The organism is Secundilactobacillus folii, from assembly GCF_009720675.1.
In the GTDB taxonomy this organism is placed as follows: Bacteria; Bacillota; Bacilli; order Lactobacillales; family Lactobacillaceae; genus Secundilactobacillus; species Secundilactobacillus folii.
In genome coordinates, this window is the sequence record NZ_WNJO01000015.1 from 16,684 (window position 1) to 40,820 (window position 24,137).

Here is a 24,137-nt window from a genome sequence, read left to right on the forward strand (position 1 = left end):
GCAGTTCACTTTTCCAACCTTACTAATTGCATTAAAAAACGACCCGCAGTCGCCCGCAAGTCGTTACACATCATAAAATCAAAAACTTATTTAATTAAATTAAAGTGCTTCAAACCGTTAACGATCCCATTATTCATGTTGGTAGTCGTTACGTAAGCGGCCTTCTTCTTAGCCAGTTCATGGCCGTTGCCCATCGCAATTGGCGTGTCCACCATCTCAAACATCTGCAGATCATTGAGCTGATCACCAAACGCATAGGTTGGAATATGTTCTAGGTGAGCAGATTCCAGTAAGATCTTAATGCCCGTTCGTTTAGAAATACCGTAGTTCATGGTATCCAGTGCTCGCGGATTATTTCGAACCAGCGACAAGACGCCGTCAAAACGCTTTTGGTAGGCTTCTTCTTTATCGGCATTAAAGACGTTCATAAAGTTGATTGCCTCTTTGTGATAAAAATCTGGATCAACTTTGGCATCCAGCCGCAACAGTTTGAAGTTTTCACGAGTGGCGTCATTCGCCTGATTCAGCCGGAAACCCTTATTATTGAAATAACCGACCGGGTCTCCCTGTTTGTTGGCGTAGTTGGTAAAGTCTTCGATAACTGACGTGGGAATGACTTCTTGGTGCAGTTTCTTTCCTTTGTACTGCACGTAGCTGCCGTTCGCACTGACAATCGAATCGATACCCGTCTCATCCAGTACGTATTGAACTTCAAAAATATTTCGGCCGGTGGAAACGACAGATAAAATGTTGTGCTGTGACATCTGTTTGATTGCTTCGATGCTAGAAGGCAGTACATTCTTCTGGTCATCGAACAGCGTCCCATCCAAGTCAAAAAAAACAATTGCATCATACATATGGCTACACACTCCTTACCCTTTTGAACACATTATACTACTTGTTATTTTTTTGCTGGGAAATGAAGGCTTACTGGTCGCCAAATTCTGGGAATTGACAGGTAAAAGACAGCTTTTCCGAAGTTACTTTTTTTTAGAGCGATCCACTTGAAAACCAATTTTTATGACTTTCTTTGGCGTTCCCGAGTAAGTTCTAAAATAAATTCTCCTACCCAAAAGGTCGCTTTTAGCATCAACGAGGGTATCCAAAGGTTTCTCTGCGTCCAACTACCACTAAACGAGGCCTGTGAACGGCGACCAAGTGGATATTCACATCGGGTTAACCCCTTCACGACAATGTTTAAAGCCATTTCTAAATTATTTTGTGAAAGAACATGTAGTATAGGTTCAAACTGTGGTACACTATATGTTGCATATTTCAATAAAAGAGGGGCTATTATGGTGATTATTACAGCCGGAATGATTGGTGTCGGGAAAACAACTTTAACGGGAATGCTTGCAGACCACTTAGGGACGAAAGCATTTTTTGAGCCCGTGGGCGATAACCCGGTACTGCCGTTATATTACTCAGATCCAAAGCAGTACGGCTTTTTGCTGCAGATTTACTTCTTGAACAAACGTTTTGCGATGATCAAGAAGGCCTTGTCCGATGATAACAACATCTTGGACCGCTCAATTTACGAAGACGCCTTGTTTACCAAGGAAAACAACGCCGAGGGTAATATTACGGATACCGAGTTATCAGTTTATCTGAAGCTGCTTGACAACATGATGAACGAACTTAATTCGCTACCTAAAAAAGCACCGGACTTGCTCGTTTACGCTGACAGTGACTTCGATACGATTCTGTATCGCATCAAGAAGCGCGGTCGCGACTACGAACAAGTTGACAGCCACCCTGAACTGGAATCTTACTACTACAAGATGTGGTCTGCCTACCAGAAATGGTTCGAGGACTTTGACGTCAGTCCAAAGATCAAGATCAATTTACAAAAGTATAATTTGGAAGATCCCAAAAATGTTCAAATCGTTCTTGCTCAAGTCGATGAAGCTTTGAGCAAGATCCGGACGAAAGATTCAGTGGCAATGTAATTTAGACAAAAAAAGACTTAGCGGCCATCGAGCTGCTAAGTCTTTTTAAGTTTAACCGCCACGCCTAACCCGTTTCGTTCGTACTATCCGTTCGTACAATGATCACGTCAATTTGCGCGTTAGCAACCACATAGCTGGCGTTGGAACCCATTAACATCCGTGAGACCGCATTCGAACCAGTGGCACCCAAAATAATTAAGTCTGCTTTGAACAGCGATGGCAAATTTTTTGCCAGCTCTAGCTTAGGATTACCAAACGTCACGTGCATTTCCACCCGGGGAACGCCAGCTTTAATTGCCAGGTCATGGTAGCTGGCGACGCGACGTTCCATTTTTGATTTCACTTCGTCCAGCACTTCTTGATCCAAGGCGCCGAAACCAAACTGCGCCTGACCAACGCCAATCAACTTTCCTAAGTCAAGCACGCTAACAATGAACAAGGCCGCTTGGTTTCGCTGTGCAACAGCAATTGCCTTTTCCAGTGCCAGACGCGCCTGCTTTGAACCATCAACGCCAACAATAATACGCTGGTAATGACTAAGCTCTACCATTGCCACCACCCTCCTTAATCGGTTAATTCGTTTGCCAGTGCCTCGATGGAACGCCCATAAATGGCCATGGCCATCATTAAGTCAGAAATCGGCTGGAATTCATCTACTTGATGCATCGTGTCCGGCGTGTGGTCTTGAAACAACGCACCAAAGGCCACACCACGCTTCATTAGACGACCATATGTGCCTCCACCAACGACCTCAGGCTGAGCATCCTTCTTGCCACTGATTTCTTTATAGGCGTCCATTAGTGTCGTCACAATCGGGTCTTTCGGGTCAACGTAATGCGGTACCATTTCCCGACCCTTACTCAATTCAAAGTGATTCTGGTCAGCCACTGCCGTCAATTTTGTCTGCAGATCATCAGCCGTCATGCCCTTTGGATACCTGAAGTTCAAAACGATCTTACCAGGTTTCCCAGCATCAAAAGCCATCACCCCAATATTCATGGTCAAATCACCCATAATCTCATCGGTGAAAGCCAGGCCCAGTTTGTGCACACGTGAATCATCATGTAAATCACCACCGACCAGCATTAAGAATTTCAGCGCATCCCCACCAAAATTGAGGTCCTTTAAAAATGACGCCAAGTAAGTCCCAGCGTTGATACCGTTTTTAGGCTCCATTCCGTGCGCTGCCTTGCCAATCACGTGGAGGTGCACGCCATCTTTGTCGATATGAACGTCACCAGTAACGGGAGCCGTATCGAGAAATGCGGTAAAATCGCTCACAAACTGCTCATTGTCATCGGTTTCAACGATTGCTTCAGCATCACGAGGAACCATATTCTCCCGTAAGCCGGCCGCAAAATGGGTCAGGGTGAACTGACCGCCATTTTCTCCCGGCGTGGTCAACGTAAAGGTGACATTTCCCTTCTCACCATTGATCAAGGGAAACTCAGCGTCGGGAGAAAAACCCATGGTTGGTTCGGGCTGGGTCTTAAAATAGTGCGTCATGCCTGTCCAATTGCTTTCCTCATCCGTGCCAAGAATAAAGCGAATCTTCTTATTGAGCTTAATCCCATTTTCCTTGAGAATCTTCAACCCATAATAGCAGGCGAGTGCTGGACCCTTATCGTCCGAAGTACCACGGCCGTATAAATTGCCGTCCTTTTCGGTCAGCTTAAACGGTTCAGTCGCCCAGCCTTCGCCGGCAGGCATAACGTCCACATGAGCAAGAATGGCAACGGTCTCGTCTCCTTCGCCATACTCGACATAACCCGCCAAATTGTCCAAGTTAGTCGTTTTAAAACCGTCTCGGTCAGCCATTTTTAAGAAGGCCTGCAAGGCATTTGCCGGACCAGGTCCTAAGGGTGCGTCCTCGGTTGCTTTTGCGTCATCACGAACACTTTGAATCGCAATGAGGTTGGATAAATCTTTTAAATACGCTGCCTGATGTTCTTGGGCAGCAGCTTTCCAATCAATTGACATAAATGATGTCCTCCAATATTGAGTTCTCATAGTTCATTCTAGCATATTCTCTATGGTGTGCGTGAGGTAAACGGTTGTTGTTTAGTGTCTGTATACGGTTATTTAACAGCGTTCAAATTTGGTTGAGCTCTCAGCCTGAATTGGTCAGCCATTCACCGCTCACCAACCCTGTTTATTCATGGCCTCAGAAGCACTACCGGTAATTCAATGTGCTATACTCAAAATAAGAACACTAGACAGGAAGGCGATTATCGTGCAAACACTTACAGATGAAATTCTTTCGCAGACAATTCGAATTCGGCCAAAAGAAAGCCACAAGGGTACCTATGGGCGGGTCTGCTTAGTCGGTGGAAACGATCACTTTGGCGGCGCAATTTTGATGGCAACTGAAGCCAGTGTTTATAGCGGTGCTGGGCTGAACACCACCCTCACCGATCCCAGTAATTTTGTCAGCCTGCACGCTCGAATGCCTGAAGCAATGGTTGCCGATTTCACGTCGCAAGCCGAATTAACTGAGTTGGTGGCAGCGGCCAATACCGTTGTAATTGGTCCCGGACTAGGCACGACCACGCAAAGTTTGCACGTGTTGCAAACGGTATTTAACACCGTGGCACATAACCAAACGCTCATCGTGGACGGCTCGGCAATCACGCTTGTAGCCGATAAAAGTCTTCAGCTCCCCGATGCACAGTTGATCTTTACACCACATCAAATGGAATGGCAGCGACTGTCTGGTATTAAAATTGCCGACCAGACGGATGAAGCCAATGAAAAAGTCAGACGGGAACTGGGTGGAACGGTCGTTTTGAAATCCCATCAAACTAAAATCTACGCGCCAAATGGCAGTTATCTTAATACGGCCGGCACCCCAGCACAAGCCACGGGCGGCATGGGTGATACGTTAGCGGGCATGATTGGTGGTTTTACAGCTCAATTTGCTGATCAGACCAACGCTGTCCTTGCTGCAGTCTACGCCCACAGTGCCATTGCCGATGAGCTGGCCGAGCACCAGTACGTGGTTTTACCAACGCAAATCATTCACCAATTGCCGCAGTTTATGCATGATCATCAGGCCTAACATTTTAAAAAAACTGGTTTTCACAAAATGGTTTAGCAATAATGTGATGAGTTCCTTGACGTCATAATCAATCTTAGTGTTCAATCATCTCAAGACCATTATCCTGCGTCGCCGTGTGTCATCATTCAAATTCCGGTGTATAACACTAAAAAAGAAAATCTCTTGATTGTCGAGGATTTTCTTTTTTAGTGTTATAATTCTAGAATTTAAATCAGTTTTGTCACATAGTCTTTTATTTTGTCATTACTTAATTCTTAACAGTTGCCGCAAGCGCTGTGTTCGGTCACCAAGTACAGTGTCAGCTAGGCGCGTATGCAAAACTAGATAGACGTACAAATACCCGGCAACCACTACTGCAATGGTAACCACAAAAAGGCTGATTACCTTGGTATCCACAACGGCAAAATGTTTGAAGACCCAACTGCTGACTTTGACCATTAAAAAGGCCACCGCACACATGATTAAAGAAAAGCTGAGAATACCATTAGTCTTCTTAGCGATGCCTTCAAAATCAACACCGAATTCCCCATTCAACCAGCGAATAATCAAGTAATTGACCACTAAGAAGCCAACCGTTGTTGCCACTAATGGTCCAAAAACGCCTAAATAGTGGATACATGGCCACTGTAACAAAAGCTTAACGATGGTACCTACCGCGAAATAGCGAACGGCTCGCTTATTTTGCGAAACCCCCTGCATGATTGCTGACATCACACTGAACAGTCCCAGCATAATCGAGACAAACGAAGAAAAGGCCAGAACAGCTGCCGCTAGTTCCTTATGTGAGGTACCATAGAAAAGAATATTCAATGGATGAGCGATGGCGGCCATGCCCAAAGCACTTGGAATCATGACGAATTCAAACAGCAAAACAGAATTGGTTAGTTGCTGACTAATATCTTTTTTATCATGCCGTGTATAGGCTTCTGAAAGTAATGGCACAACAGTAATTGCCAGCGCTGAAGACAATGAAACCGTAATCATGATCAGTTTATTGGCGTTCACACTGAACATGGCGAACAAGTCATTCAGTTGCCATTCGGACGTGATTCCTGTACTGCGCATGAAGTTGAAAAAAGTATATTGATCGATCAGTTGGAAAATAGTAATTCCAGCACCTAAAACAATAAATGGCAGCGCCTGTTGTAAAATCTCTTGGTAGAGCTGCTTGGCTGGTACCACAATTTGGTTATTACTGCCGGCACGAAGTGAATCAAAGGTCGACTTATGCCGTAAATAATACCATAGCAGTGTTAAGGTTCCTGCAATCGCACCGATACACGCCGCAAAGGTTGATTGTGAAACGGCGGTTATCCAACTGCCATGGAGAACGCGCATAATGATATACGCCGAAGCAAGCATGTAAACCACTCGAGCCAATTGTTCCACAAATTGCGAAATGGCCGAAGGTGCCATCTGCTGGTAACCTTGAAAAAAGCCCCGTGAAAGACTCATGATAGGAATAATCAAGACTGCCCACGCAAGTGAATGTAACACTGGAATCACTCGCGGGTCACCGCCGTCAAAAAGCGGTGCGCCAAAGAAAAGTAGCCCAGCACAAATTATCCCAGTCAAGGCGGCTAGGACGAAACCATGCTTATATAGCCGAAACCCCACGCCATATTCGTTCATGGTATTATAGTGAGCCACCTGTTTAGCGATGGCAGATGGAATCCCTGCAATGGCAGCAATCAGGAAGAAACTGTAAATATTGTAGCCCTTCCCATACAGCGCATTACCTTGGAAGAAGTAGCTGCCAAACCAAATTCCCCAAGGGATAATGTAAATGGCACCTAAGATGCGTGAAAAGATGCTACCGGCAGTCATCCAGGCTGAGCCCTTCACCATTTGTTCCTTTGAATCTGGGACGGTTGCCGTTCCCTTATCGCGATTTGACGCTTCAGTCATTTTGTTAACCTGCTTTCATCGTGCATTTTGCAAATTCCATACTATTTTAATATGTTTTAGTGCTTTGAGCAATGGCTTTCTGCAGAAGTTAACCAAACTTCACCATTTAAATAACTGGAAACGATTAACACTTCTTTTAATTTTGTCTAAGTTCCCAGTGTTTCCCGCAAATCAACGCCATTTTGGTATAATATTATGAGTAATTAATGCCACTGGGAGGTCACTTTTGAGACAGCTAAAGAAACATCTTATTCCAATCTTATGTGTGCTTCTAACCCTGGTAGGTCTGTTGGGTGGTGCAATGATTATTCGACGCCTGCAAGCCAACTATATCCGGCAGAATTACACGACATCAGCAACCCCAACGATCTTCGTCCACGGTTGGACCGGTGATAAACATTCAGAACAAGAGATGGTTGATGCCGCGCAAAATAGTAAGGTGGCTCGGCACGTGATGTCAATTTCCGTCACACCGACCGGGATCATTAAATTTAAGGGGCATTTGACTCAACGTGAGAAGAATCCCATCGTCGAGGTCGTCTTTAAAAATAATCGCGCTGGTGAGGTTCAAGATGCCATGTGGCTCAAGTCAATTATGGCAGCTTTAAGAGCCAAGTATCACGTAACAGCTTACAACGCAGTTGGGCACTCAATGGGTGCATACGCTTGGGTTTATTACAATCTGATGGTGGGAAATGATGCTAAGCAGTACCCAGAATTGAAAAAGGCCGTGCTGATTGCCGGTCCATATGATGGCATCATTAATAATCATAAATTAAATCAACCAACGGAATTTCCGTTGAATAAGCTATGGGATGACAGGCCAAACGCTAATCGTTTGCTACCAAATGGCAAGCCGAAAATTATTCATCCAGAATACCGACTACTGTATCGAATGAGAGCCAGATTTCCAAAGCAAGCAAGGGTGTTAAACATCTACGGCAATCTTGAAAATGGTACACATTCAGATGGTGTAATTTCGATTCCTTCAGCGAGGTCGCTGGCCTATCTGATAAGTGGTCGGGTACAGGAATACCGTGATTATCAGGTAAAGGGACCAAACGCTCAGCATAGTCGGCTACACCAACATAATTTCTTCGTGGACCGAGCGTTAATTAATTTTCTATGGAAGAAAACAAGTGTGCGGTAAAGTAGTTAAAGGGCCAGGTTTCAGTTGGGGATGAGCAAACGCTTCTTGAATTTTAAGAAAGCTTCCTCTCCAATTGGTTAGGTCAATTTACGCACCCGCTTAACTATGTATCCGTTAAGGCCGAGAATCTTAGAAATAAATAGTATTACGAACCAAAAAGGCGTGCTCTTATCAGGTAGCACGCCTTTTATCTATCTAAAATGAAACGCATAACTAGCAGACCATCTACCCTAATAAATGCAGGGAAAATGGTAATTGTCAAACCCCAGTTTAATTCAACGCTCGCCAGCCAATATCGTGACGGAAGGTGAATGCCTTCGTATCGACATCGGCGTCCAGTGCGGTATTGACGTGCGTTTGAGCAACCTGTAAATTATCTGCTTTGGCCGTGACCATCATCACACGACCGCCGTGACTGACTAGTTGGCCATCGACTTCAGCGACCCCTGCATAAGTGACTAACAGGTCGGGGTCAGTAATAACAGGCAGTGGGCGACCATTAACAACGTTGCGCGGATAATCACGCGATGCAATGACCGTTCCAAGATAATACTGTCCACTTTGCCAAGTCACGTCAGGCAGCTGCCCCTGTTTTAACGCCAAAATCAAGTTTCCCAAATCGGACTGTAACTGTGGTAAAACGACTTGAGTTTCCGGATCACCCATTCGCACATTAAATTCAATCACTTTTATTCCAGCCGCAGTATTGATCAGGCCAGCGTAAAGAAAACCGTTAAACGGTGTGCCATTGACTTTCATTGCCGATAAAATTGGGCGAATGACGTGTTCGATTGCTCGTGACTTTAACGTTTCGTTGATGTGTGGCACCGGACTGTAAGCTCCCATGCCACCAGTATTAGGCCCCTTGTCACCGTCGTTAAGACGCTTATGATCTTGAGCCACCGGCATGGTGATAAAAGTTTCACCCTGTACCATCGCAAACAACGAAAATTCTTCCCCCGTTAAAAAGTCTTCAAACAGCAGTTTTTTGGAACCTGAAGCAGCAAGACGATGAATGGCCTGTTCGGCTTCCGCCATCGTACGAGCAATAATAACGCCCTTCCCTGCTGCGAGTCCGTCAGCCTTGATCACCAAGGGCAACGATTGACCAGGCAGACTGCTTAGAGCCGCTTCCGGATCATCAAACTCTTGATACTTTGCAGTTGGTACACCGCTTTTAGCCATCATCTGTTTGGCAAAAGTTTTGGAAGATTCTAACTTAGCAGCCTGCTGATCAGGTCCGAAGATTGATAGATCACGAGCTTGAAAGTAGTCTACAATTCCAGCAGATAAGGGTTGTTCCGGGCCAACGACCGTGCATTGAACCTTCTTTGTTTCAGCAAAAAAGGCTAGCTTAGAAAATTCTAACTCCTCAATGTCAACCGTCGATACCCGTTCTAATTCATTCATTTTGGGGTTGCCAGGAGCGACGTATACCTGTCGATCTGACTGCTTAGCCAGCGTCTGCGCCAACATGTACTCACGGCCGCCACCGCCAACAATTAACCAGTTTTCCATGTTTTTCTCCTCATTAAAATTAATGCTTGAAGTGACGAACGCCAGTAAAGATCAACGCGATACCGTATTCGTCAGCCTTATCGATCGACGCTTGGTCTTTAATGCTGCCACCTGGTTCAACGATTGCTTTGATTCCATTTTGAGCAGCGTATTCTACGCAGTCATCCATTGGGAAAAAGGCGTCGGAAGCCACCACTGCATTTTTAAAATTATCCTTTTCCTTGGCCTTGTCAACCGCAATCTTTAGCGAATCGATTCGGTTCATCTGCCCAGCACCCACACCAAGCGTTTGGTTAGCCGTGGTGACAACAATTGCGTTACTCTTCACGTGCTTAACCACCGTTTGGCCAAATTCTAAGGCTTCTAACTGAGCTTGCGTTGGCTGTGCCTTTGAGACGACCTTAAAATCAGCAATGCTTTCATGAGCAGTGTCAGCATCTTGTAGAAGCGCACCACCTAACACTGTGACGAGGTCTTGATGATGAGTGTCCATTTTAGCAAAATCCAGTGTCATGATACGTAAGTTCTTCTTCTTAGCCAAAACGGCATAAGCGTCTTCGTCAAACGCCGGTGCAATAATGATTTCCAAGAATAAGGCGTGCATTTTTTCTGCCGTAGCCAGATCCACTTTACGGTTCAGCGCAATAATGCCGCCAAAAATAGAAATTGGATCCGCCTCATAAGCTAAGTTCCAAGCTGACAGTAAGTCGTCGCCGACACCGATACCACAAGGATTCATATGCTTCAAAGCAACTACCGTTGGTTGTTCCGTAAAATCGGCAATGATTCGCAGTGCAGCATCGGCGTCACGAGTATTATTGTAAGATAAGGCCTTACCGTGAAGCTGCTTGGCATTTGCCAATGAATAACGCGCCGGAATTGGTTCCTTATAGTATGCGGCTTTTTGATGACTATTTTCACCATACCGCATATCTTCAACTTTCTCGTAGGTCAAAGTGAGCTTATCGGGAAAGGCGTCACTGGTCATGTATGAAGCTATCAATGCATCGTACGCTGCTGTTTGTCGGAACACCTTAGCTGCAAGGCCGCGCCGATATTTGGCGTCCACCTCATTAGCATCATAACGTTTGAGAAATTCCGCATAGTCTGCTCGGTCGGTAATCACCGTCACGTCTTGATAGTTTTTGGCCGCTGCACGTAGCATTGAAGGACCACCAATGTCGATTTGTTCAATTGCTTCGCCATCAGTAACACCCGCTTTTTGGATCGTTTCCTTAAACGGATATAGATTAACGCAAATCAAATCAATCGGGTTGATATTGTTTTTCGCTAATTCAGCCATGTGTTCCGGATTATCGCGTTTTGCCAATATCCCAGCGTGAATACGTGGATGCAGGGTTTTCACCCGTCCGTCTAACATCTCGGGGAAACCAGTGATATCTTCAACGGCAGTGGCTTTGACACCAGCATCAGTCAACGCCTTTAGAGTACCTCCTGTGGAGATGACCTCGTACCCGCGCGCCACCAGTTCAGCTGCAAAGTTCGTAATACCAGTCTTATCAGAAACACTCAACAATGCTAATTTAGCCAATTAAAGCACTCCTTTTTCAATTAAATGACGAATCGTTTCTGGATATAATCGATGTTCTACTGCATGAATCTTAGTTGCCAACGTTTCAATAGTGTCTTGGTCAGTCCTACGAACCGGTTCCTGAGCAATAATCTCACCAGTATCGACACCATTATCGACAAAGTGAATGGTCACACCGGTCACAGCAACACCAGCGGCATAGGCGTCTTCAATCCCGTGTCGACCGGGGAATGACGGCAATAACGCTGGATGAATATTAATGATATGGCGTGGAAAAGCCGCTAGTAACGTGGGACCGACGATCCGCATATAACCCGCTAACACTAAAATAGTGACCTGATACGGCGCCAGTTCCTGCAATAATTGACGTTCACGCTGAGCTTTACTGACCCCTTTGTGAACCAGTGACATAATCACTGGAATATGGTGTCGATGGGCTCTTTCAATCACCGGTGCGTCGTTTTGGTCACAAACCAAAACACAGATATCAGCCGGTAGATCAGCATTTATCAATGCCTCAAAATTGGTTCCATTACCTGAAGCAAAGACGGCGATGCGAGGCTTAGTTCGCGTATTCGACTGCGTGTTCACGTCGCTTCACCACCTCACCAATCATTTGGTAACCCGTTTGCTGCTTATCGAGTGCGGCTTGGACAGCAGTTAACTCTTCGTCGCCAACAATCAGCACCATCCCGATCCCCATGTTGAAGACCCGTCGCATTTCTGACGTTGAGACGTGTCCAGCAGTTTGTAAGATCTGAAAAATGGTTGGAACTTCCCAGCTTGCTGGATCAACGGTGGCCGTTAAATTATCAGGAATCATCCGACCGAGATTATCCGCTAAGCCCCCGCCCGTAATATTAGCTGCCGCATGTAATTGTCCAGCTTGAATGAGTGGATAAACGTCTGCAAAATACAGTTTAGTGGGGGTCAATAACGTACTGATCAGTGATTGCTGTAGGCCATCGTAAGTGGCATTAACATCCAATTGAGCGTCCGCAATAATTTTCCTGACTAACGAATAACCGTTAGAATGCACGCCACTGGAAGTTAGACCAATCAGATGATCACCTGCCTGTACTTTCATACTGCCAAGCAGCTTGGATTTATCGGCTAAGCCCACCGCAAAACCGCTCAAATCATAGTCCTGATCATGGTAAATTCCTGGCATTTCGGCCATTTCACCACCAATCAACGCCAAGCCAGCTTGTTTGCAACCCTTAGCAATGCCTTTCACCAGTACGGTGACACGGCCCGGATCCAGCTGCCCAACACCGATATAATCCAGGAAGAATAGCGGTTTAGCTCCTTGTGCCAGCACGTCGTTAGCGCACATAGCCACTAAATCAATCCCAATTGTATCGTGTTTGTCAGCTTCAACTGCCAACATTAATTTAGTACCAACACCGTCAGTGCCAGAAATCAATACGGGCTCTTTAATGCCACCCAACTCACTGGTAAGTTCGTATTCGGCTCCAAAACCACCTAAACCAGCAAGAACATTACTATTTTGCGTCTGACTGACCGCGGCTTTGATACTGTCGACAGCTTCTTCACCAGCATGAATATTGACACCGGCTTCTTCATATTGACTAGTCAATGTGCTGCACCCCTTCGTATAAGCCTAGCCGAGCAACTTCCTCATCAAACCCTGCCTGATAATCATATAAAGGTGTGGGATATTGACCATCAAAATACGCTGTACATAATCCGTGGTTGGTTGTGTCGTTAAGCTCACCAATTGCATTGACTAACCCGTCAACGCTTAAGTAGGCTAACGAGTCAGCACCAATTAGGTCACGAATCTCGTCAACTGTATGGTTGGCGCCAATCAATTCCTTGGTTGTTTGGATATCAATACCATAATAGCAAGGGAATTTCAAAACTGGCGAAGCAATCCGGACGTGGACTGATTTAGCACCAGCTTTTTTTAATAACCGGACAATGTATGAGCTGGTTGTTCCCCGGACAATGGAATCGTCCACTAGAACGATATCCTTGCCAGCAACGACGGACTTGACAACTGAAAGCTTCATACTGACACCACGGGCACGTTTTGCCTGAGTGGGTTCAATGAACGTTCGGGCAACGTACTGGTTCTTGATCATGCCCATATCATATGGAATCCCACTCGCTTTCGCATAGCCGATTGCAGCTGATAGCGATGAATTCGGTACCCCAATCACCACGTCAGCTTTAACGGGCGCTTCCTTGGCGATGTTTGCACCCATTCTCAAACGAGCTTCGTGAACACTGATTCCGCGAATTACGGAATCTGGACGGGCAAAATAAATGTATTCCATAGAACAAATTGCCAGGTGAGTATCGGTCGTAAAATGATCGATGGTCATCCCGTGATTATTAACGATCACCACTTCACCCGGCTCCACATCACGAACAAACGTCGCACCGACTTGATCAAGGGCACAGGTCTCACTACAGATAATGGTTGCACCATCATCCATTTTACCGATGACCAGTGGTCGAAAACCATTGGGATCCAAAGCCGCAACTAGCGCTGTTGGCGTCATCATAATGTAAGCAAAGCCACCGCGAATATGGTTTAAACCGGCTTTTAACTGACTGATAAAATCTGGCTGATTGCTGACTTGCACCAGTTCACCTAATAATTCACTGTCAGAAGTCGCTTGAAAGGTGACATTTTGTGCTCTTAACTCCTGACGCAACTGGTTAGCATTCGTCAAGTTACCATTATGCGCCAGAGCAAACTGCTTGACTTGAGGATGATCAAACAGCATCGGCTGAATGTTTTCTACTCCATGATTGCCGGCAGTCGCGTAACGGACGTGTCCAACGGCAGCCTGACCAGTCAGTGTGGTCATTTTTTGGGGGTCAGAAAAAACTTCTGCTAAGAGGCCCAAACCGCGTTGGCGGTGAAATTCACCGTGGTCGTTACTCACGATTCCAGCACCTTCTTGACCGCGGTGTTGCAGACTGTGAAGACCATCATAGGTCAGTTGCGCAGCATGTTCACTGCCCCAGATACCAAACAAACCGCATTCTTCGTTTAGCCCTTTTACTTCATTAGGCATTCCAGTGCACCTCCAAAGGTTTCCTTCAGCGCTGAACTAACAGCTTCCAGTCGACCATCGGCCGTCGTGAGGTGAACTGCATCCTCATCGGTAACGCGGCCTAAAAACACCGCTTGATCTGCAGCCAAAGCTTCGAACCGTGCTTGATCCGCTGGCTTTACGCTGACAAGAAAGCGGGACTGTGTTTCACTGAACAGTTGCGCGTTAGTCAACGTTGTTTGACCGTTGAAGCCAAATTGGCCACCAAATATCGATTCAGCTAGTGCGACACCAAGTCCACCTTCACTTAAGTCATGCGCACTTTGAAGCATCCCAGACTGAATTGCATCAAGAACTAATCGTTGATGAGCGGTCTCACTATCTAGGTCAAAATGAAGTTGACCAGTGGGCAGTTCACCACCTAGTTTTTGCAGTTCAGAACCGGCAAAATCATTGCCCGTTTCGCCGATTAGATAAACGACATCACCGGCTTGTTTAAAGTCTTGCGTGGTAATGTGATCAAGGTCTTTAATCAAACCAACCATCCCAATCATTGGAGTCGGATAAATTGCTCTGCCATCGGTTTCGTTATACATCGAAACGTTCCCCGAGATGACTGGGGTGTCGAGCCGCTGACAAGCCTTAGCAATTCCTTGAACGGACTGGTCTAATTCCCAATAGCTTTCTGGGTCGTCGGGGCTGCCAAAGTTGAGGCAGTCGGTAATCCCAATTGGTACACCACCGCTCGCAACAATGTTACGAGCCGCTTCACTAACGGCTATTTGGCCGCCAACATACGGATCAAGGTAGATGTAACGAGCGTTGCAATCAGTTGTCATCGCCAAAGCCTTCCGGGTATGGCGGACTCTAACAACGGCAGCATCACTGCCTGGTGTCACCGCAGTGTTAGCTTGGACTTGAGAATCATACTGACGAAAAACAGAACGTTTAGAAGCGATGGTCGGCTGTGCCAGAAGCTTAGCTAGTGTCTCGGCTGGATCCTTGACCGTTGGGGTCTTGACAGGTTGAACATTCTCTAACCTCGCCGGCTTGCGTTTCGGCTGTTCATGTTCCACCACATCATCAACCAAACTAGTGACTGGAATATCTGTCACCAGCTTACCCTGCTGATACAAGCGGTACTGGCGATCTTCAGTGACGTGCCCAACAACCACAGCATCTAGATCATAACGTTTAAAAATGTCGAGGACGGTCTGTTCTTCGCCTTTTTTGACACAGAGTAACATCCGTTCTTGGGATTCTGACAACATGATCTCATAAGCACTCATGCCAGGCTCTCGTTGTGGCACCAAATCTAAGTCCATGGTTACGCCACTCTTTGCCTTGGCCGCCATCTCAGCGGACGAGGATACTAAACCGGCCGCACCCATGTCTTGAATACCCATTAAAATGTCAGAATGATCATGAATAATTTCCAGACAAGCATCCGTTAACAGCTTTTCCATGAACGGATCACCCACCTGGACTGCCGAACGATCGGCTTCCTTATCATCGCTAAATTCATTAGACGCAAAAGTTGCACCGTGAATACCATCGCGTCCGGTTTTGGCACCAACGTAGATAATACTATTCCCAGTACCTTTGGCTCGTCCCATCTTCAGATCCGCCTGGTTCATTAATCCAACACACATCACGTTGACCAGTGGATTGCCATCATAAACGGCGTCAAACCCGATTTCACCACCAACGGTTGGAATGCCAATACAGTTCCCATAGGCGGCAATTCCAGCCACGATTTCACCCAGCAAATAGCGGTTTTTAGGATTGCTAAGCTCACCAAAGCGCAAGCTATCCAAAGAAGCAATCGGTTTTGCACCCATTGAAAAAATGTCACGGATAATACCACCTACGCCAGTTGCAGCACCTTCAAAAGGTTCTACAAAACTGGGGTGATTATGACTTTCAGCTTTAAAGACCACGGCTTGATCGTCACCTATATCAAGTACTCCGGCACCTTCACCGGGTCCCTGAATAACGCGTGACCCATCATTCCAAAACTTACGTAAAATTGGCTTAGAATTTTTATAGGAACAGTGTTCACTCCACATCACCGCAAATAGCCCGGTTTCAGTGTAGTTTGGCAGCCGACCAATCAGTTTTGAACAAATATAATCGTATTCGCGCTCTGAAAGCCCCCACGCTTCATAAGGCTTTTGTTCGCGGATCTCTTCTGGCGTTAGTTCTGTTTTCAGCTGCTGCATGATTACACCGTCCTTAAGTAGGTTTGTAAAATTGACTGAAATACTTTGAGACCGTCAGTGCCACCCTGGATACTTTCAACAGCTCTTTCAGGATGTGGCATCATCCCTAATACATTGCCCGCCTGATTAGTAATGCCAGCAATATCTGACAAACTGCCATTTGGGTTATCTTGGTAAGAAAAAATAATTTGGTGATTAGCTTTTAGCTGCGCCAAAGTATCATCATCGCAGTAGTAGTTACCTTCACCGTGGGCAATTGGCAGGGTGATGGTTTCACCAGCTTTAAAAGCTGACGTGAAAAGTGTTTGGTTGTTATTGACCATGAGTGGTTCGGGTTCACAGATAAACTGCATTTCCCGATTATGCTGTAACGTTCCTGGCAATAAGCCAGCTTCAGTCAAAATTTGAAACCCGTTGCAGATTCCTAAGATTGGCTTCCCGGCTTTTGCAAATTCTTTCACGGCCGCCATGACTGGTGCAAATTTAGCAATCGCACCACTTCTTAGATAATCGCCGTAAGAAAAGCCTCCAGGGATCAAAACCGCATCGAAGCCTTCAAGGTTATCGCTCGTATGAGGCACGATCTCTGCGTCTGCTTTAAGATCGTCGGTGATAGCGTAATAGAGATCCTCGTCACAATTAGAACCCGGAAAACTCACAACCGCAAACTTCATCATTGATTTGCCAGCTCCTTTACTTCGTAACGGTAAGTTTCCATGTTTGGATTGGCCAGTAACTGTTCACAAATAGCTTCGGTTTGCGTCTCTGCATCCGTTGCAGTGGCAACATCAAGACTCAGTTCAAAATATTTGCCCTGCCGAACTGCTTCTACTTTATCAAAATTAAGCCGGTGCATGGCGTTCTTGATAGCAACCGCCTGTGGATCTAGAATTGAGGGTTTATACGTAACGTGAACCTGAGCTAAAAACATTGAATTGACCTCCTATTATTTGTGATTATTCGGCAACTGTGGCTTGAAGTCGGTCGAGAACCGTCCGATAACCATCCATAACGTTTCCAGTATGTTTACGGAAGACATCTTTATCCAGTGACTGCTGCGTTTTAGCATCGACTAATCGGCATGAATCCGGTGAAATCTCATCACCTAAAATCAGCTTTCCATCTGCGTCAATGCCAAATTCGAGTTTAAAATCGACTAACTTAATGCCTGCCTCAGCAAACAACTTTTTCATTAAACTATTGACCTTCAGTGCCTGGTCGCGAATGACGGCTAATTGTTCAGCAGTGGCTACCTTCAAGGCGTGAATCTGGGAATCATTGATAAACGGATCATCGAGGCGGTCGCTCTTGTAATAAAACTCTTGAACGGGTTCTTCAAATTCCAACAGATATGGTGTGTCAAATTTACGTTGAAAACTCCCTGAAGCGGCGTTGCGGACAACGACTTCCAAGGGAATCATGGTCATTTTTTTAACCAGTTGATCACTGTCAGAAACCTGTTTAATAAAGTGAGTCGCAATGCCATGTGCATCAAGATAGTTAAAAATAAGGCTATCGATCTGATTATTCACGATACCCTTGTCATCAACGTGTTCTTTCCGTTTGCCATTAAGTGCGGTGGCCTGATTTAAATAGTGCACCAAAATTTCGTTCGGATTCTCCGTTGTAAATAACTGTTTTGCCTTACCTTCACTGATTAAAGTTGCCAATTATTCCAGATCCTTTCTGTTTAGCTAAACTGACTCACTGATTTAAGTAACGCATCAACGTCTTTTCCGGTGACTGTAATGTGGCCCATCTTCCGAGCTTGGCGAACTTCTGCCTTGCCGTAATCGTGCAGGTGCCACTCGGGGTGATGAACCCAATCCCGCCTTGCAGTCAACAGGTTCTTACCGAGTAAGTTAACCATAACGGCGGGTTCAAACTGGTTAATGGGTGGAATCGAAAGCCCGCAAATACTGCGGATATGAGCGTCAAATTGTGAAATGTTACAGGCCTCAATGGAATAGTGTCCCGAATTATGAGGTCGCGGTGCCAGTTCGTTAATCATGAGGTCACCACCTGCTAATTCAAACAGTTCGATTCCAAGAACGCCCTTTAAATTTAAGGCTTCAGCCGTCTGATGAGCAATTTGTCGCGCCTTGTTTGCAACCTGTTGGCTAATTCGGGCTGGAATGATACTCGTGTGTAAGATGTGGTGCTGATGTTGATTTTCACTGACTGGAAATGCAATTACTTGGTCATTACCATCACGTGTGACCATGATGGAAAGCTCACGCACGAATGATTGTCTAAGTTCGTAGATCCATTCGGTCTGTTCAATTTCCGATTCAATGATCGACCAATCGGTATCCTGATTAATATCAAACTGGCCGTGACCGTCATAACCGCCTTCAACGGTTTTTAAGAGGCCTGGCTGACCAATTTTTTCAATGGCTGTTTTCAATTCCGACATGTTTTTCACGGATGCAAAGGGGGTTACCGGCAAGCCATGTTCCTGACAGAACGTTTTTTCTCGAAGCCGGTGACTAGTGATTGTTAACAAGTTGACTCCCTGAGGAACCTGGGTTAAATTCTCGACTTGACGCAACGCATTCTGATCAACGTTTTCAAATTCATAAGTCAATACATTGCTTTTAATTGCTAGCTGCTTAAGGGCTGAAACATCGTCGTAAGCGGCAATGATTTGAAAATCAGCTACCTGGGCCGCGGGAGCGTCTTCAGTCGGATCTAACACCCCAACTTTGTAACCCATTGCTTTAGCGGCTAAAGCCATCATCTGGCCTAATTGTCCACCACCGATAATCCCAATGGTTGCGGGTGGCAAAATTGGACTATTGGAGTTGCTCATTGCTCTTAATAGCCTCCTTGGTCTGGTTTTCCCGGAAGGACTGTAACTGGTGGTCAACATCTGAATCGTGTAACGCAATGATTTCCGCAGCCAGCAAAGCCGCATTTTTAGCGCCTGCACTTCCAATTGCTACGGTCGCAACGGGCACACCAGAAGGCATTTGAACAATCGATAACAGCGAATCCATACCATTTAGCGCTTTAGATTGAACCGGTATCCCAATCACTGGCAACGTTGTATTAGCGGCTAACATACCTGGTAAATGGGCAGCACCACCTGCTGCTGCAATAATCACCTGATATTGTTCGCTTTTTGCTGTCTCGCCAAAATGTTGTAATTCCTTGGGCATACGGTGAGCAGAAATCACGTGCTTATCAAAACTAACGTGAAGGTCGGTTAGTAGATTGGCCGTAGCTTGAACTTGTGGCCAATCAGAAATTGATCCCATTACAAGTGCAACTTGCATCATCAATATCTCCTTTGCCTTTGATACCCATAGATTAACAACATTCGTGCCATGTGTCAACACTAAAATCGAACTATACTTTATAACATATAGTTAATGTTCGTGTTTAAAACGTAAAACTAACTGAGAAATACAGAACAGTGAATGCAAATAACACTGAATCAGTAGGTCAACACTTCGCAAAGAAAATAGCTTTGATTTACAAACTAGTTCTTGTCTCATCAGGAATTGTCCAGCAAAGAGAAAATTTTAAAGACGGTAATAAATTCAGTCAAGAAAATTCCCAACAACTTAATCATTTCATCAGGCAAACGTTTTGAATATCATCTTTGTCGTAAAAAAGTCCAAAAAAATAAGCTAGCTCCGACCACCCGAAAGCTTAGCTTATTTTTCATGTGACGTTAAGAACCACTCATTCTTAACTCGTTTTATTCTGCAACTACAATGTTAACGATCTTCTTAGGCACAACGATGATCTTCTTAACGTCGTGACCATCAATGTGTTGTTTAACGGTTTCATCAGCTAGGGCCGCAGCTTGAATCTCATCTTTTTCTGCCTTAGTCGCCACTTTAATGTGACCGCGCACTTTACCGTTAACTTGAACAGCCATTTCAACTTCATCGACGACCAGTTTGCTAGCATCGTAAGTTGGCCACTGAGCGTAAGTGATCGTGTTATCGTGACCCATCAATGACCACAGCTCTTCAGCGATGTGCGGTGCAATCGGTGACAGCATCTTGACGAGGCCTTCCATGTAAACTAGTGGCAAACTGTCGACTTTAAAGGCTTCGTTAACAAAGACCATCATTTGAGAAATCGCCACGTTAAAGCGCAGTTCGGTCATGTCTTCAGTGACCGTCTTGACAGTTTGGTTATAAATCAAGTCCAATTGACCATCGTTGATCGTTGTGACCCGGTCACGCAAATGGTTATTGTCGTCAATAATCAGCCGCCATACCCGGTCGAGCCAACGATGTGCGCCTGCGATTCCTTCTGTACTCCACGGTTTAGAAGCATCTAGTGGCCCCATAAACATCTCATAGACACGCAACGTATCCGCACCGTATTTATCTACGATTTCATCTGGGTTGATCACGTTGCCCTTTGACTTGGACATCTTTTCGTGGTTGGTCCCAAGGATCATCCCTTGATTGACCAGTTTCTGGAATGGTTCCTTTGTCGGGACCACGCCAATATCATAGAGGAATTTATGCCAGAATCGTGCGTATAGCAAATGCAGTACGGCGTGTTCTGCACCACCAATGTACAAGTCAACTGGCATCCAGTATTTCAGCTTTTCGGGGTCGGCAACCATCTTGTCATTGTGAGGATCGACATAGCGCAGGAAGTACCACGAACTCCCAGCCCATTGTGGCATGGTGTTTGTCTCACGTTTCCCTTTACGTCCGTTCTTATCCACAACATTGACCCAGTCATCCAGGTTTGCCAGTGGACTTTCACCGGTTCCGGAAGGTTCCAGTTGCTTGGTAGCCGGTAGCCGCAGTGGTAATTCATCTTCTGGTACCAAGGTTGTTTCACCGTCTTCCCAGTGAATCACGGGAATCGGTTCGCCCCAGTAACGTTGGCGTGAGAAGATCCAATCACGTAACCGATAATTGACCTTCTTCTTACCAGCATCATGTTCTTCAAGCCAGTCGATAGCAGCTTTAATGGCGGTATCCTTATCCATTCCGTTCAAAAAACCGGAATTGATATGCGGACCGTCCTCCGTGAAGGCGGCCGAGTCAATGTCGCCCCCTTCAATAACGGGCTTAATTGGTAAGTGGAATTTTTTGGCAAATTCATAATCCCGGTCATCATGAGCAGGAACAGCCATGATCGCACCAGTCCCGTAAGAAGCCAAAACGTAATCACCGATCCAGATTGGCAACTTTTCACCGTTGATCGGGTTAATCCCATAAGCACCGGTAAAGACACCGGTTTTATTCTTATTCAGATCCGTCCGTTCCAAATCAGAACGGCTAGCGATTTCTTTTTTATATTGGGCAACTTCAGCAGTATGTTCCGGTGTTGTGATTTCATCCACAATTTCATGTTCCGGTGCCAAAACCATGTATGAAGCACCAAACAAGGTGTCTGGTCGAGTCGTGTAAACTTCGATCGACTTATCTTCGTGGCCAGCAACCTTGAAGAAGACGCTGGCACCCTCAGAACGACCGATCCAGTTACGTTGCTGTTCTTTGATGCTTTCAGGCCAGTCAAGATCATCCAGATCACTAAGCAAACGATCTGCATACTTTGTGATGCGCAGTACCCATTGCGTCATTGGCACACGATATACTGGATAACCACCACGTTCAGTCTTGCCGTCCACAACCTCTTCGTTAGCCACAACGGTACCACCCATAAAATCAGGGGCCCAGTTGACCATGATCTTATCTTCGTAAGCTAAACCTTTTTCGTATAGCTTTTCAAAGATCCATTGGGTCCACTTATAGTAGCTAGGGTCAGTCGTATTAACTTCGCGATCCCAATCGTACGAAAAGCCTAGTGATTTAATTTGTCGTTTAAAGGTCTTGATGTTTTGATTAGTGAAGTCACGGGGGTTATGACCAGTCTTCAATGCATATTGTTCTGCGGGTAAACCAAAGGCATCCCAGCCCATTGGATGTAAAACATTGAAGCCTTGCATCCGCTTCATCCGCGCAACAATATCAGTTGCGGTATAGCCTTCTGGGTGACCAACGTGCAAGCCTTGTCCTGATGGATATGGGAACATATCGAGGGCATAAAACTTGGGCTTTGATTGATCATCGTAAGTCTTGAAAGTTTTGTGTTCTTTCCAATAATGTTGCCATTTTCGTTCAATAATACTGTGATTGTATGCCAAACAAATACGCTCCCTTTCTTATGTCAACGAACTGAAAACTAAAAAAGCCTACAAGAAAAACGTGTTTTCTTGTAGGACGGAATTTCCGCGGTACCACCTAACATTCCCGATTATGCGGGCGCTCATTATTTCGTAACGCGAAATCACGTTCCAACTTACTTCAGTTCGGTTGAAAAACTCAGAGACGAGTTCGGTACGAAGCCGACAAATTCACAACAACCATTCGCTTTCTGAACGGCAAGCCGCACCTAATAGTCCTCATCAGTCTTTAATTTTTAGTTCAGTGTCATTATCGTACCAAATTTTAGGAAAAATTACAAGGCGATAAATAAGGTGTTCAAGGACTCATCTAAGTCAAATTTAAAAAAAGAGACTGGGCTTTGAAGTGCATTTTCGGTGATAACTTGTGTGCCCAATTCAATGTTTAAGACCCCTAAAATGACTAGGTATGCTTAGTGGAAGTTTTAAAGGAGGATTAAAAAGAGTCCCAAATAAACCTTTTACCATTTTCCGCTTCGGGAAAAAACGATAAAAATACCTAAACTGCCCTCACCTAACCCTAAAAAGCTATAATGAAACCAGCCTATAAAAAGAAGGGATCACACGATGAATCTGCAATCAGCTCTTAGGTACAGTCACACGCTACTGAACAACGTCATTGCAAACGGTGACACCGTTGTGGATGCTACTATGGGCAACGGTAACGACACACTGTTTTTAGCCATCTGCGTTGGACCAACCGGCCACGTGCTGGCTTTTGATGTACAGCAACAAGCCCTTAAAGCCACTCAGACGCAATTAGTTTTAACCGGACTAGCAAAACGAGTGCAATTGATCCACGACGGCCACGAAAATATCGAACGGTATTTAAAGCCTGAGACAGAAATTGCCGCAGCCATTTTCAACCTTGGCTACCTGCCTGGAAGCGATAAACAGGTCATTACTCATGGGCCAACGACGATCATCGCCCTGAAAGCCTGTCTGAAACACTTACGGAAAGGTGGTATCGTCGCCTTGGTGGTCTACTATGGCCACCCAGGTGGTGAAGCAGAAAAAGACGCGGTCCTAGATGCTGTAAAAGCTTTAGACCAACATCAATTCCAAGTCCTGCAGTATGGCTTTATCAACCAAATTCACCAGCCACCGTTTTTACTTGCCGTACAAAAACGATAATCTCCCGTTCAAGCAACCAAAAAACACCATGAGTTTCATTTGAGAAACCATGGTGTTCTTTGATCGTGAATAGTGACCCGCTGTGGTCAGTAAAGTTACATGTCTTCTTTAGGCAGCAGTACAATTTGACTGCTGCCATCATCGTATACCCATAATGAAGATGGAAAAGTCTCCGCGTACGGAAACGGGGTATCAAAACTAGCCACCGTTTTATCACCCTCCAAAAAATCAAAAGTCAGGTGATTGCCGTGGTTAGTTAAATTAAAACCGATCATCTCTTTTAAAGGGAACATTCCCTGAAGATCGTTGTCAATGATGTACCAAACTTGGTCAATAATTTCGCCTGGCAACGAGTTAACGATGCCGTAACTAGCGAATCTAGGACGATTATTTTCAAACACGTTGATCGTCTCGCTTTCCTGTTTTCTGTTAACAAGTATACTGC

Annotated in this window: 21 protein-coding genes and 1 other annotated feature; of the genes, 4 read left to right on the forward strand and 17 right to left on the reverse strand. The window is 45.4% G+C overall.

Annotated features, from left to right (window positions below; genetic code table 11):
- Window positions 1-86: 86 nt before the first annotated feature.
- The gene (locus GM612_RS10425) at window positions 87-857 is read right to left on the reverse strand and encodes a Cof-type HAD-IIB family hydrolase (protein WP_155432305.1); all 771 of its coding nucleotides are present in this window, start codon (window positions 855-857) and stop codon (window positions 87-89) included.
- Between the two features lie 438 nt (window positions 858-1,295).
- Here GM612_RS10425 and GM612_RS10430 point away from each other — a divergent pair, with 438 nt between their 5' ends.
- Window positions 1,296-1,949, forward strand: coding sequence for a deoxynucleoside kinase (locus GM612_RS10430; protein WP_155432306.1), 654 nt, complete (start codon window positions 1,296-1,298; stop codon window positions 1,947-1,949).
- A 64-nt stretch (window positions 1,950-2,013) separates the two neighbouring features.
- Here GM612_RS10430 and GM612_RS10435 read toward each other — a convergent pair whose 3' ends face one another.
- Together GM612_RS10435 and pepV are read right to left on the reverse strand one after the other, a co-directional pair.
- Window positions 2,014-2,499, reverse strand: coding sequence for a universal stress protein (locus GM612_RS10435; protein ID WP_155432307.1), 486 nt, complete (start codon window positions 2,497-2,499; stop codon window positions 2,014-2,016).
- A gap of 14 nt (window positions 2,500-2,513) precedes the next feature.
- Window positions 2,514-3,929 carry a dipeptidase PepV gene (gene pepV, locus GM612_RS10440; protein WP_155432308.1) on the reverse strand — a complete coding sequence of 472 codons (1,416 nt, stop codon included), beginning with the start codon at window positions 3,927-3,929 and terminating at the stop codon, window positions 2,514-2,516.
- 253 nt (window positions 3,930-4,182) lie between these two features.
- Between pepV and GM612_RS10445 the strand changes: the two genes are divergently transcribed.
- Window positions 4,183-5,007 (forward strand): NAD(P)H-hydrate dehydratase, encoded by an 825-nt coding sequence (locus GM612_RS10445; RefSeq protein ID WP_343031889.1) that lies wholly within the window; start codon window positions 4,183-4,185, stop codon window positions 5,005-5,007.
- Window positions 5,008-5,250: 243 nt separating this feature from the next.
- Here the strand turns inward: GM612_RS10445 and GM612_RS10450 are convergent, their stop codons facing one another.
- Window positions 5,251-6,915, reverse strand: coding sequence for a putative polysaccharide biosynthesis protein (locus GM612_RS10450; RefSeq protein ID WP_155432310.1), 1,665 nt, complete (start codon window positions 6,913-6,915; stop codon window positions 5,251-5,253).
- 226 nt (window positions 6,916-7,141) lie between these two features.
- Here GM612_RS10450 and GM612_RS10455 point away from each other — a divergent pair, with 226 nt between their 5' ends.
- A complete protein-coding gene (locus tag GM612_RS10455) occupies window positions 7,142-8,065 on the forward strand; it encodes an alpha/beta hydrolase (protein WP_246147725.1) in 924 nt (307 codons plus the stop codon).
- A gap of 270 nt (window positions 8,066-8,335) precedes the next feature.
- On the opposite strand, the gene purD is transcribed toward GM612_RS10455, so the two are convergent.
- The 12 genes from purD to leuS all read right to left on the reverse strand — a co-directional run bounded on the left by purD (window position 8,336) and on the right by leuS (window position 22,519).
- Complete coding sequence (gene purD, locus GM612_RS10460; RefSeq protein WP_155432311.1) at window positions 8,336-9,583, reverse strand: phosphoribosylamine--glycine ligase; 1,248 nt, start codon at window positions 9,581-9,583, stop codon at window positions 8,336-8,338.
- 19 nt (window positions 9,584-9,602) lie between these two features.
- Entirely contained in the window at window positions 9,603-11,135 is a 1,533-nt protein-coding gene (purH, locus tag GM612_RS10465) for a bifunctional phosphoribosylaminoimidazolecarboxamide formyltransferase/IMP cyclohydrolase (RefSeq protein ID WP_155432312.1), read from the reverse strand.
- Window positions 11,136-11,726, reverse strand: a complete 591-nt coding sequence (purN, locus tag GM612_RS10470) for a phosphoribosylglycinamide formyltransferase (protein ID WP_343031890.1) — start codon at window positions 11,724-11,726, stop codon at window positions 11,136-11,138.
- Window positions 11,698-12,735: a phosphoribosylformylglycinamidine cyclo-ligase gene (gene purM / locus GM612_RS10475; protein WP_155432313.1), complete on the reverse strand. Its 1,038-nt coding sequence runs from the start codon at window positions 12,733-12,735 to the stop codon at window positions 11,698-11,700. The genes purN and purM overlap by 29 nt, the downstream gene beginning before the upstream one ends.
- Window positions 12,728-14,188 (reverse strand): amidophosphoribosyltransferase, encoded by a 1,461-nt coding sequence (gene purF / locus GM612_RS10480; protein WP_155432314.1) that lies wholly within the window; start codon window positions 14,186-14,188, stop codon window positions 12,728-12,730. The genes purM and purF overlap by 8 nt, the downstream gene beginning before the upstream one ends.
- The gene (gene purL / locus GM612_RS10485; RefSeq protein WP_155432315.1) at window positions 14,173-16,389 is read right to left on the reverse strand and encodes a phosphoribosylformylglycinamidine synthase subunit PurL; all 2,217 of its coding nucleotides are present in this window, start codon (window positions 16,387-16,389) and stop codon (window positions 14,173-14,175) included. Before purL ends, purF begins: the two co-directional genes overlap by 16 nt.
- Window positions 16,390-16,391: 2 nt before the next feature.
- On the reverse strand, window positions 16,392-17,066 hold the full coding sequence (gene purQ, locus GM612_RS10490) for a phosphoribosylformylglycinamidine synthase subunit PurQ (protein ID WP_281349256.1): 675 nt from the start codon (window positions 17,064-17,066) through the stop codon (window positions 16,392-16,394).
- On the reverse strand, window positions 17,063-17,320 hold the full coding sequence (purS, locus tag GM612_RS10495) for a phosphoribosylformylglycinamidine synthase subunit PurS (protein ID WP_155432316.1): 258 nt from the start codon (window positions 17,318-17,320) through the stop codon (window positions 17,063-17,065). The genes purQ and purS overlap by 4 nt, the downstream gene beginning before the upstream one ends.
- A 25-nt stretch (window positions 17,321-17,345) precedes the next feature.
- Entirely contained in the window at window positions 17,346-18,059 is a 714-nt protein-coding gene (purC, locus tag GM612_RS10500; RefSeq protein ID WP_155432317.1) for a phosphoribosylaminoimidazolesuccinocarboxamide synthase, read from the reverse strand.
- Between the two features lie 20 nt (window positions 18,060-18,079).
- Complete coding sequence (gene purK, locus GM612_RS10505) at window positions 18,080-19,201, reverse strand: 5-(carboxyamino)imidazole ribonucleotide synthase (RefSeq protein ID WP_155432318.1); 1,122 nt, start codon at window positions 19,199-19,201, stop codon at window positions 18,080-18,082.
- Window positions 19,185-19,670 carry a 5-(carboxyamino)imidazole ribonucleotide mutase gene (gene purE, locus GM612_RS10510; RefSeq protein ID WP_155432319.1) on the reverse strand — a complete coding sequence of 162 codons (486 nt, stop codon included), beginning with the start codon at window positions 19,668-19,670 and terminating at the stop codon, window positions 19,185-19,187. The genes purK and purE overlap by 17 nt, the downstream gene beginning before the upstream one ends.
- A gap of 425 nt (window positions 19,671-20,095) precedes the next feature.
- Window positions 20,096-22,519, reverse strand: coding sequence for a leucine--tRNA ligase (gene leuS / locus GM612_RS10515; RefSeq protein ID WP_155432320.1), 2,424 nt, complete (start codon window positions 22,517-22,519; stop codon window positions 20,096-20,098).
- Between the two features lie 69 nt (window positions 22,520-22,588).
- Window positions 22,589-22,791 (reverse strand) — a binding site (T-box leader).
- 334 nt (window positions 22,792-23,125) lie between these two features.
- On the opposite strand from leuS, the gene mnmM reads away from it, so the two are divergent.
- A complete protein-coding gene (mnmM, locus tag GM612_RS10520) occupies window positions 23,126-23,692 on the forward strand; it encodes a tRNA 5-(aminomethyl)-2-thiouridylate-methyltransferase MnmM (protein ID WP_155432321.1) in 567 nt (188 codons plus the stop codon).
- A gap of 95 nt (window positions 23,693-23,787) precedes the next feature.
- Here mnmM and GM612_RS10525 read toward each other — a convergent pair whose 3' ends face one another.
- Window positions 23,788-24,093: a DUF960 domain-containing protein gene (locus tag GM612_RS10525; protein ID WP_343031891.1), complete on the reverse strand. Its 306-nt coding sequence runs from the start codon at window positions 24,091-24,093 to the stop codon at window positions 23,788-23,790.
- Window positions 24,094-24,137: the final 44 nt, after the last annotated feature.

Coding starts and splice junctions, on each gene's coding strand:
- GM612_RS10425 (WP_155432305.1), bottom strand. CDS start 857: ATGTATGATGCAATTGTTTTTTTTGACTTGGATGGGACGCTGTTCGAT.
- GM612_RS10430 (WP_155432306.1), top strand. CDS start 1,296: ATGGTGATTATTACAGCCGGAATGATTGGTGTCGGGAAAACAACTTTA.
- GM612_RS10435 (WP_155432307.1), bottom strand. CDS start 2,499: ATGGTAGAGCTTAGTCATTACCAGCGTATTATTGTTGGCGTTGATGGT.
- pepV (WP_155432308.1), bottom strand. CDS start 3,929: ATGTCAATTGATTGGAAAGCTGCTGCCCAAGAACATCAGGCAGCGTAT.
- GM612_RS10450 (WP_155432310.1), bottom strand. CDS start 6,915: ATGACTGAAGCGTCAAATCGCGATAAGGGAACGGCAACCGTCCCAGAT.
- purD (WP_155432311.1), bottom strand. CDS start 9,583: ATGGAAAACTGGTTAATTGTTGGCGGTGGCGGCCGTGAGTACATGTTG.
- purF (WP_155432314.1), bottom strand. CDS start 14,188: ATGCCTAATGAAGTAAAAGGGCTAAACGAAGAATGCGGTTTGTTTGGT.
- purL (WP_155432315.1), bottom strand. CDS start 16,389: ATGCAGCAGCTGAAAACAGAACTAACGCCAGAAGAGATCCGCGAACAA.
- purQ (WP_281349256.1), bottom strand. CDS start 17,066: ATGATGAAGTTTGCGGTTGTGAGTTTTCCGGGTTCTAATTGTGACGAG.
- purS (WP_155432316.1), bottom strand. CDS start 17,320: ATGTTTTTAGCTCAGGTTCACGTTACGTATAAACCCTCAATTCTAGAT.
- purK (WP_155432318.1), bottom strand. CDS start 19,201: ATGAGCAACTCCAATAGTCCAATTTTGCCACCCGCAACCATTGGGATT.
- purE (WP_155432319.1), bottom strand. CDS start 19,670: ATGATGCAAGTTGCACTTGTAATGGGATCAATTTCTGATTGGCCACAA.
- mnmM (WP_155432321.1), top strand. CDS start 23,126: ATGAATCTGCAATCAGCTCTTAGGTACAGTCACACGCTACTGAACAAC.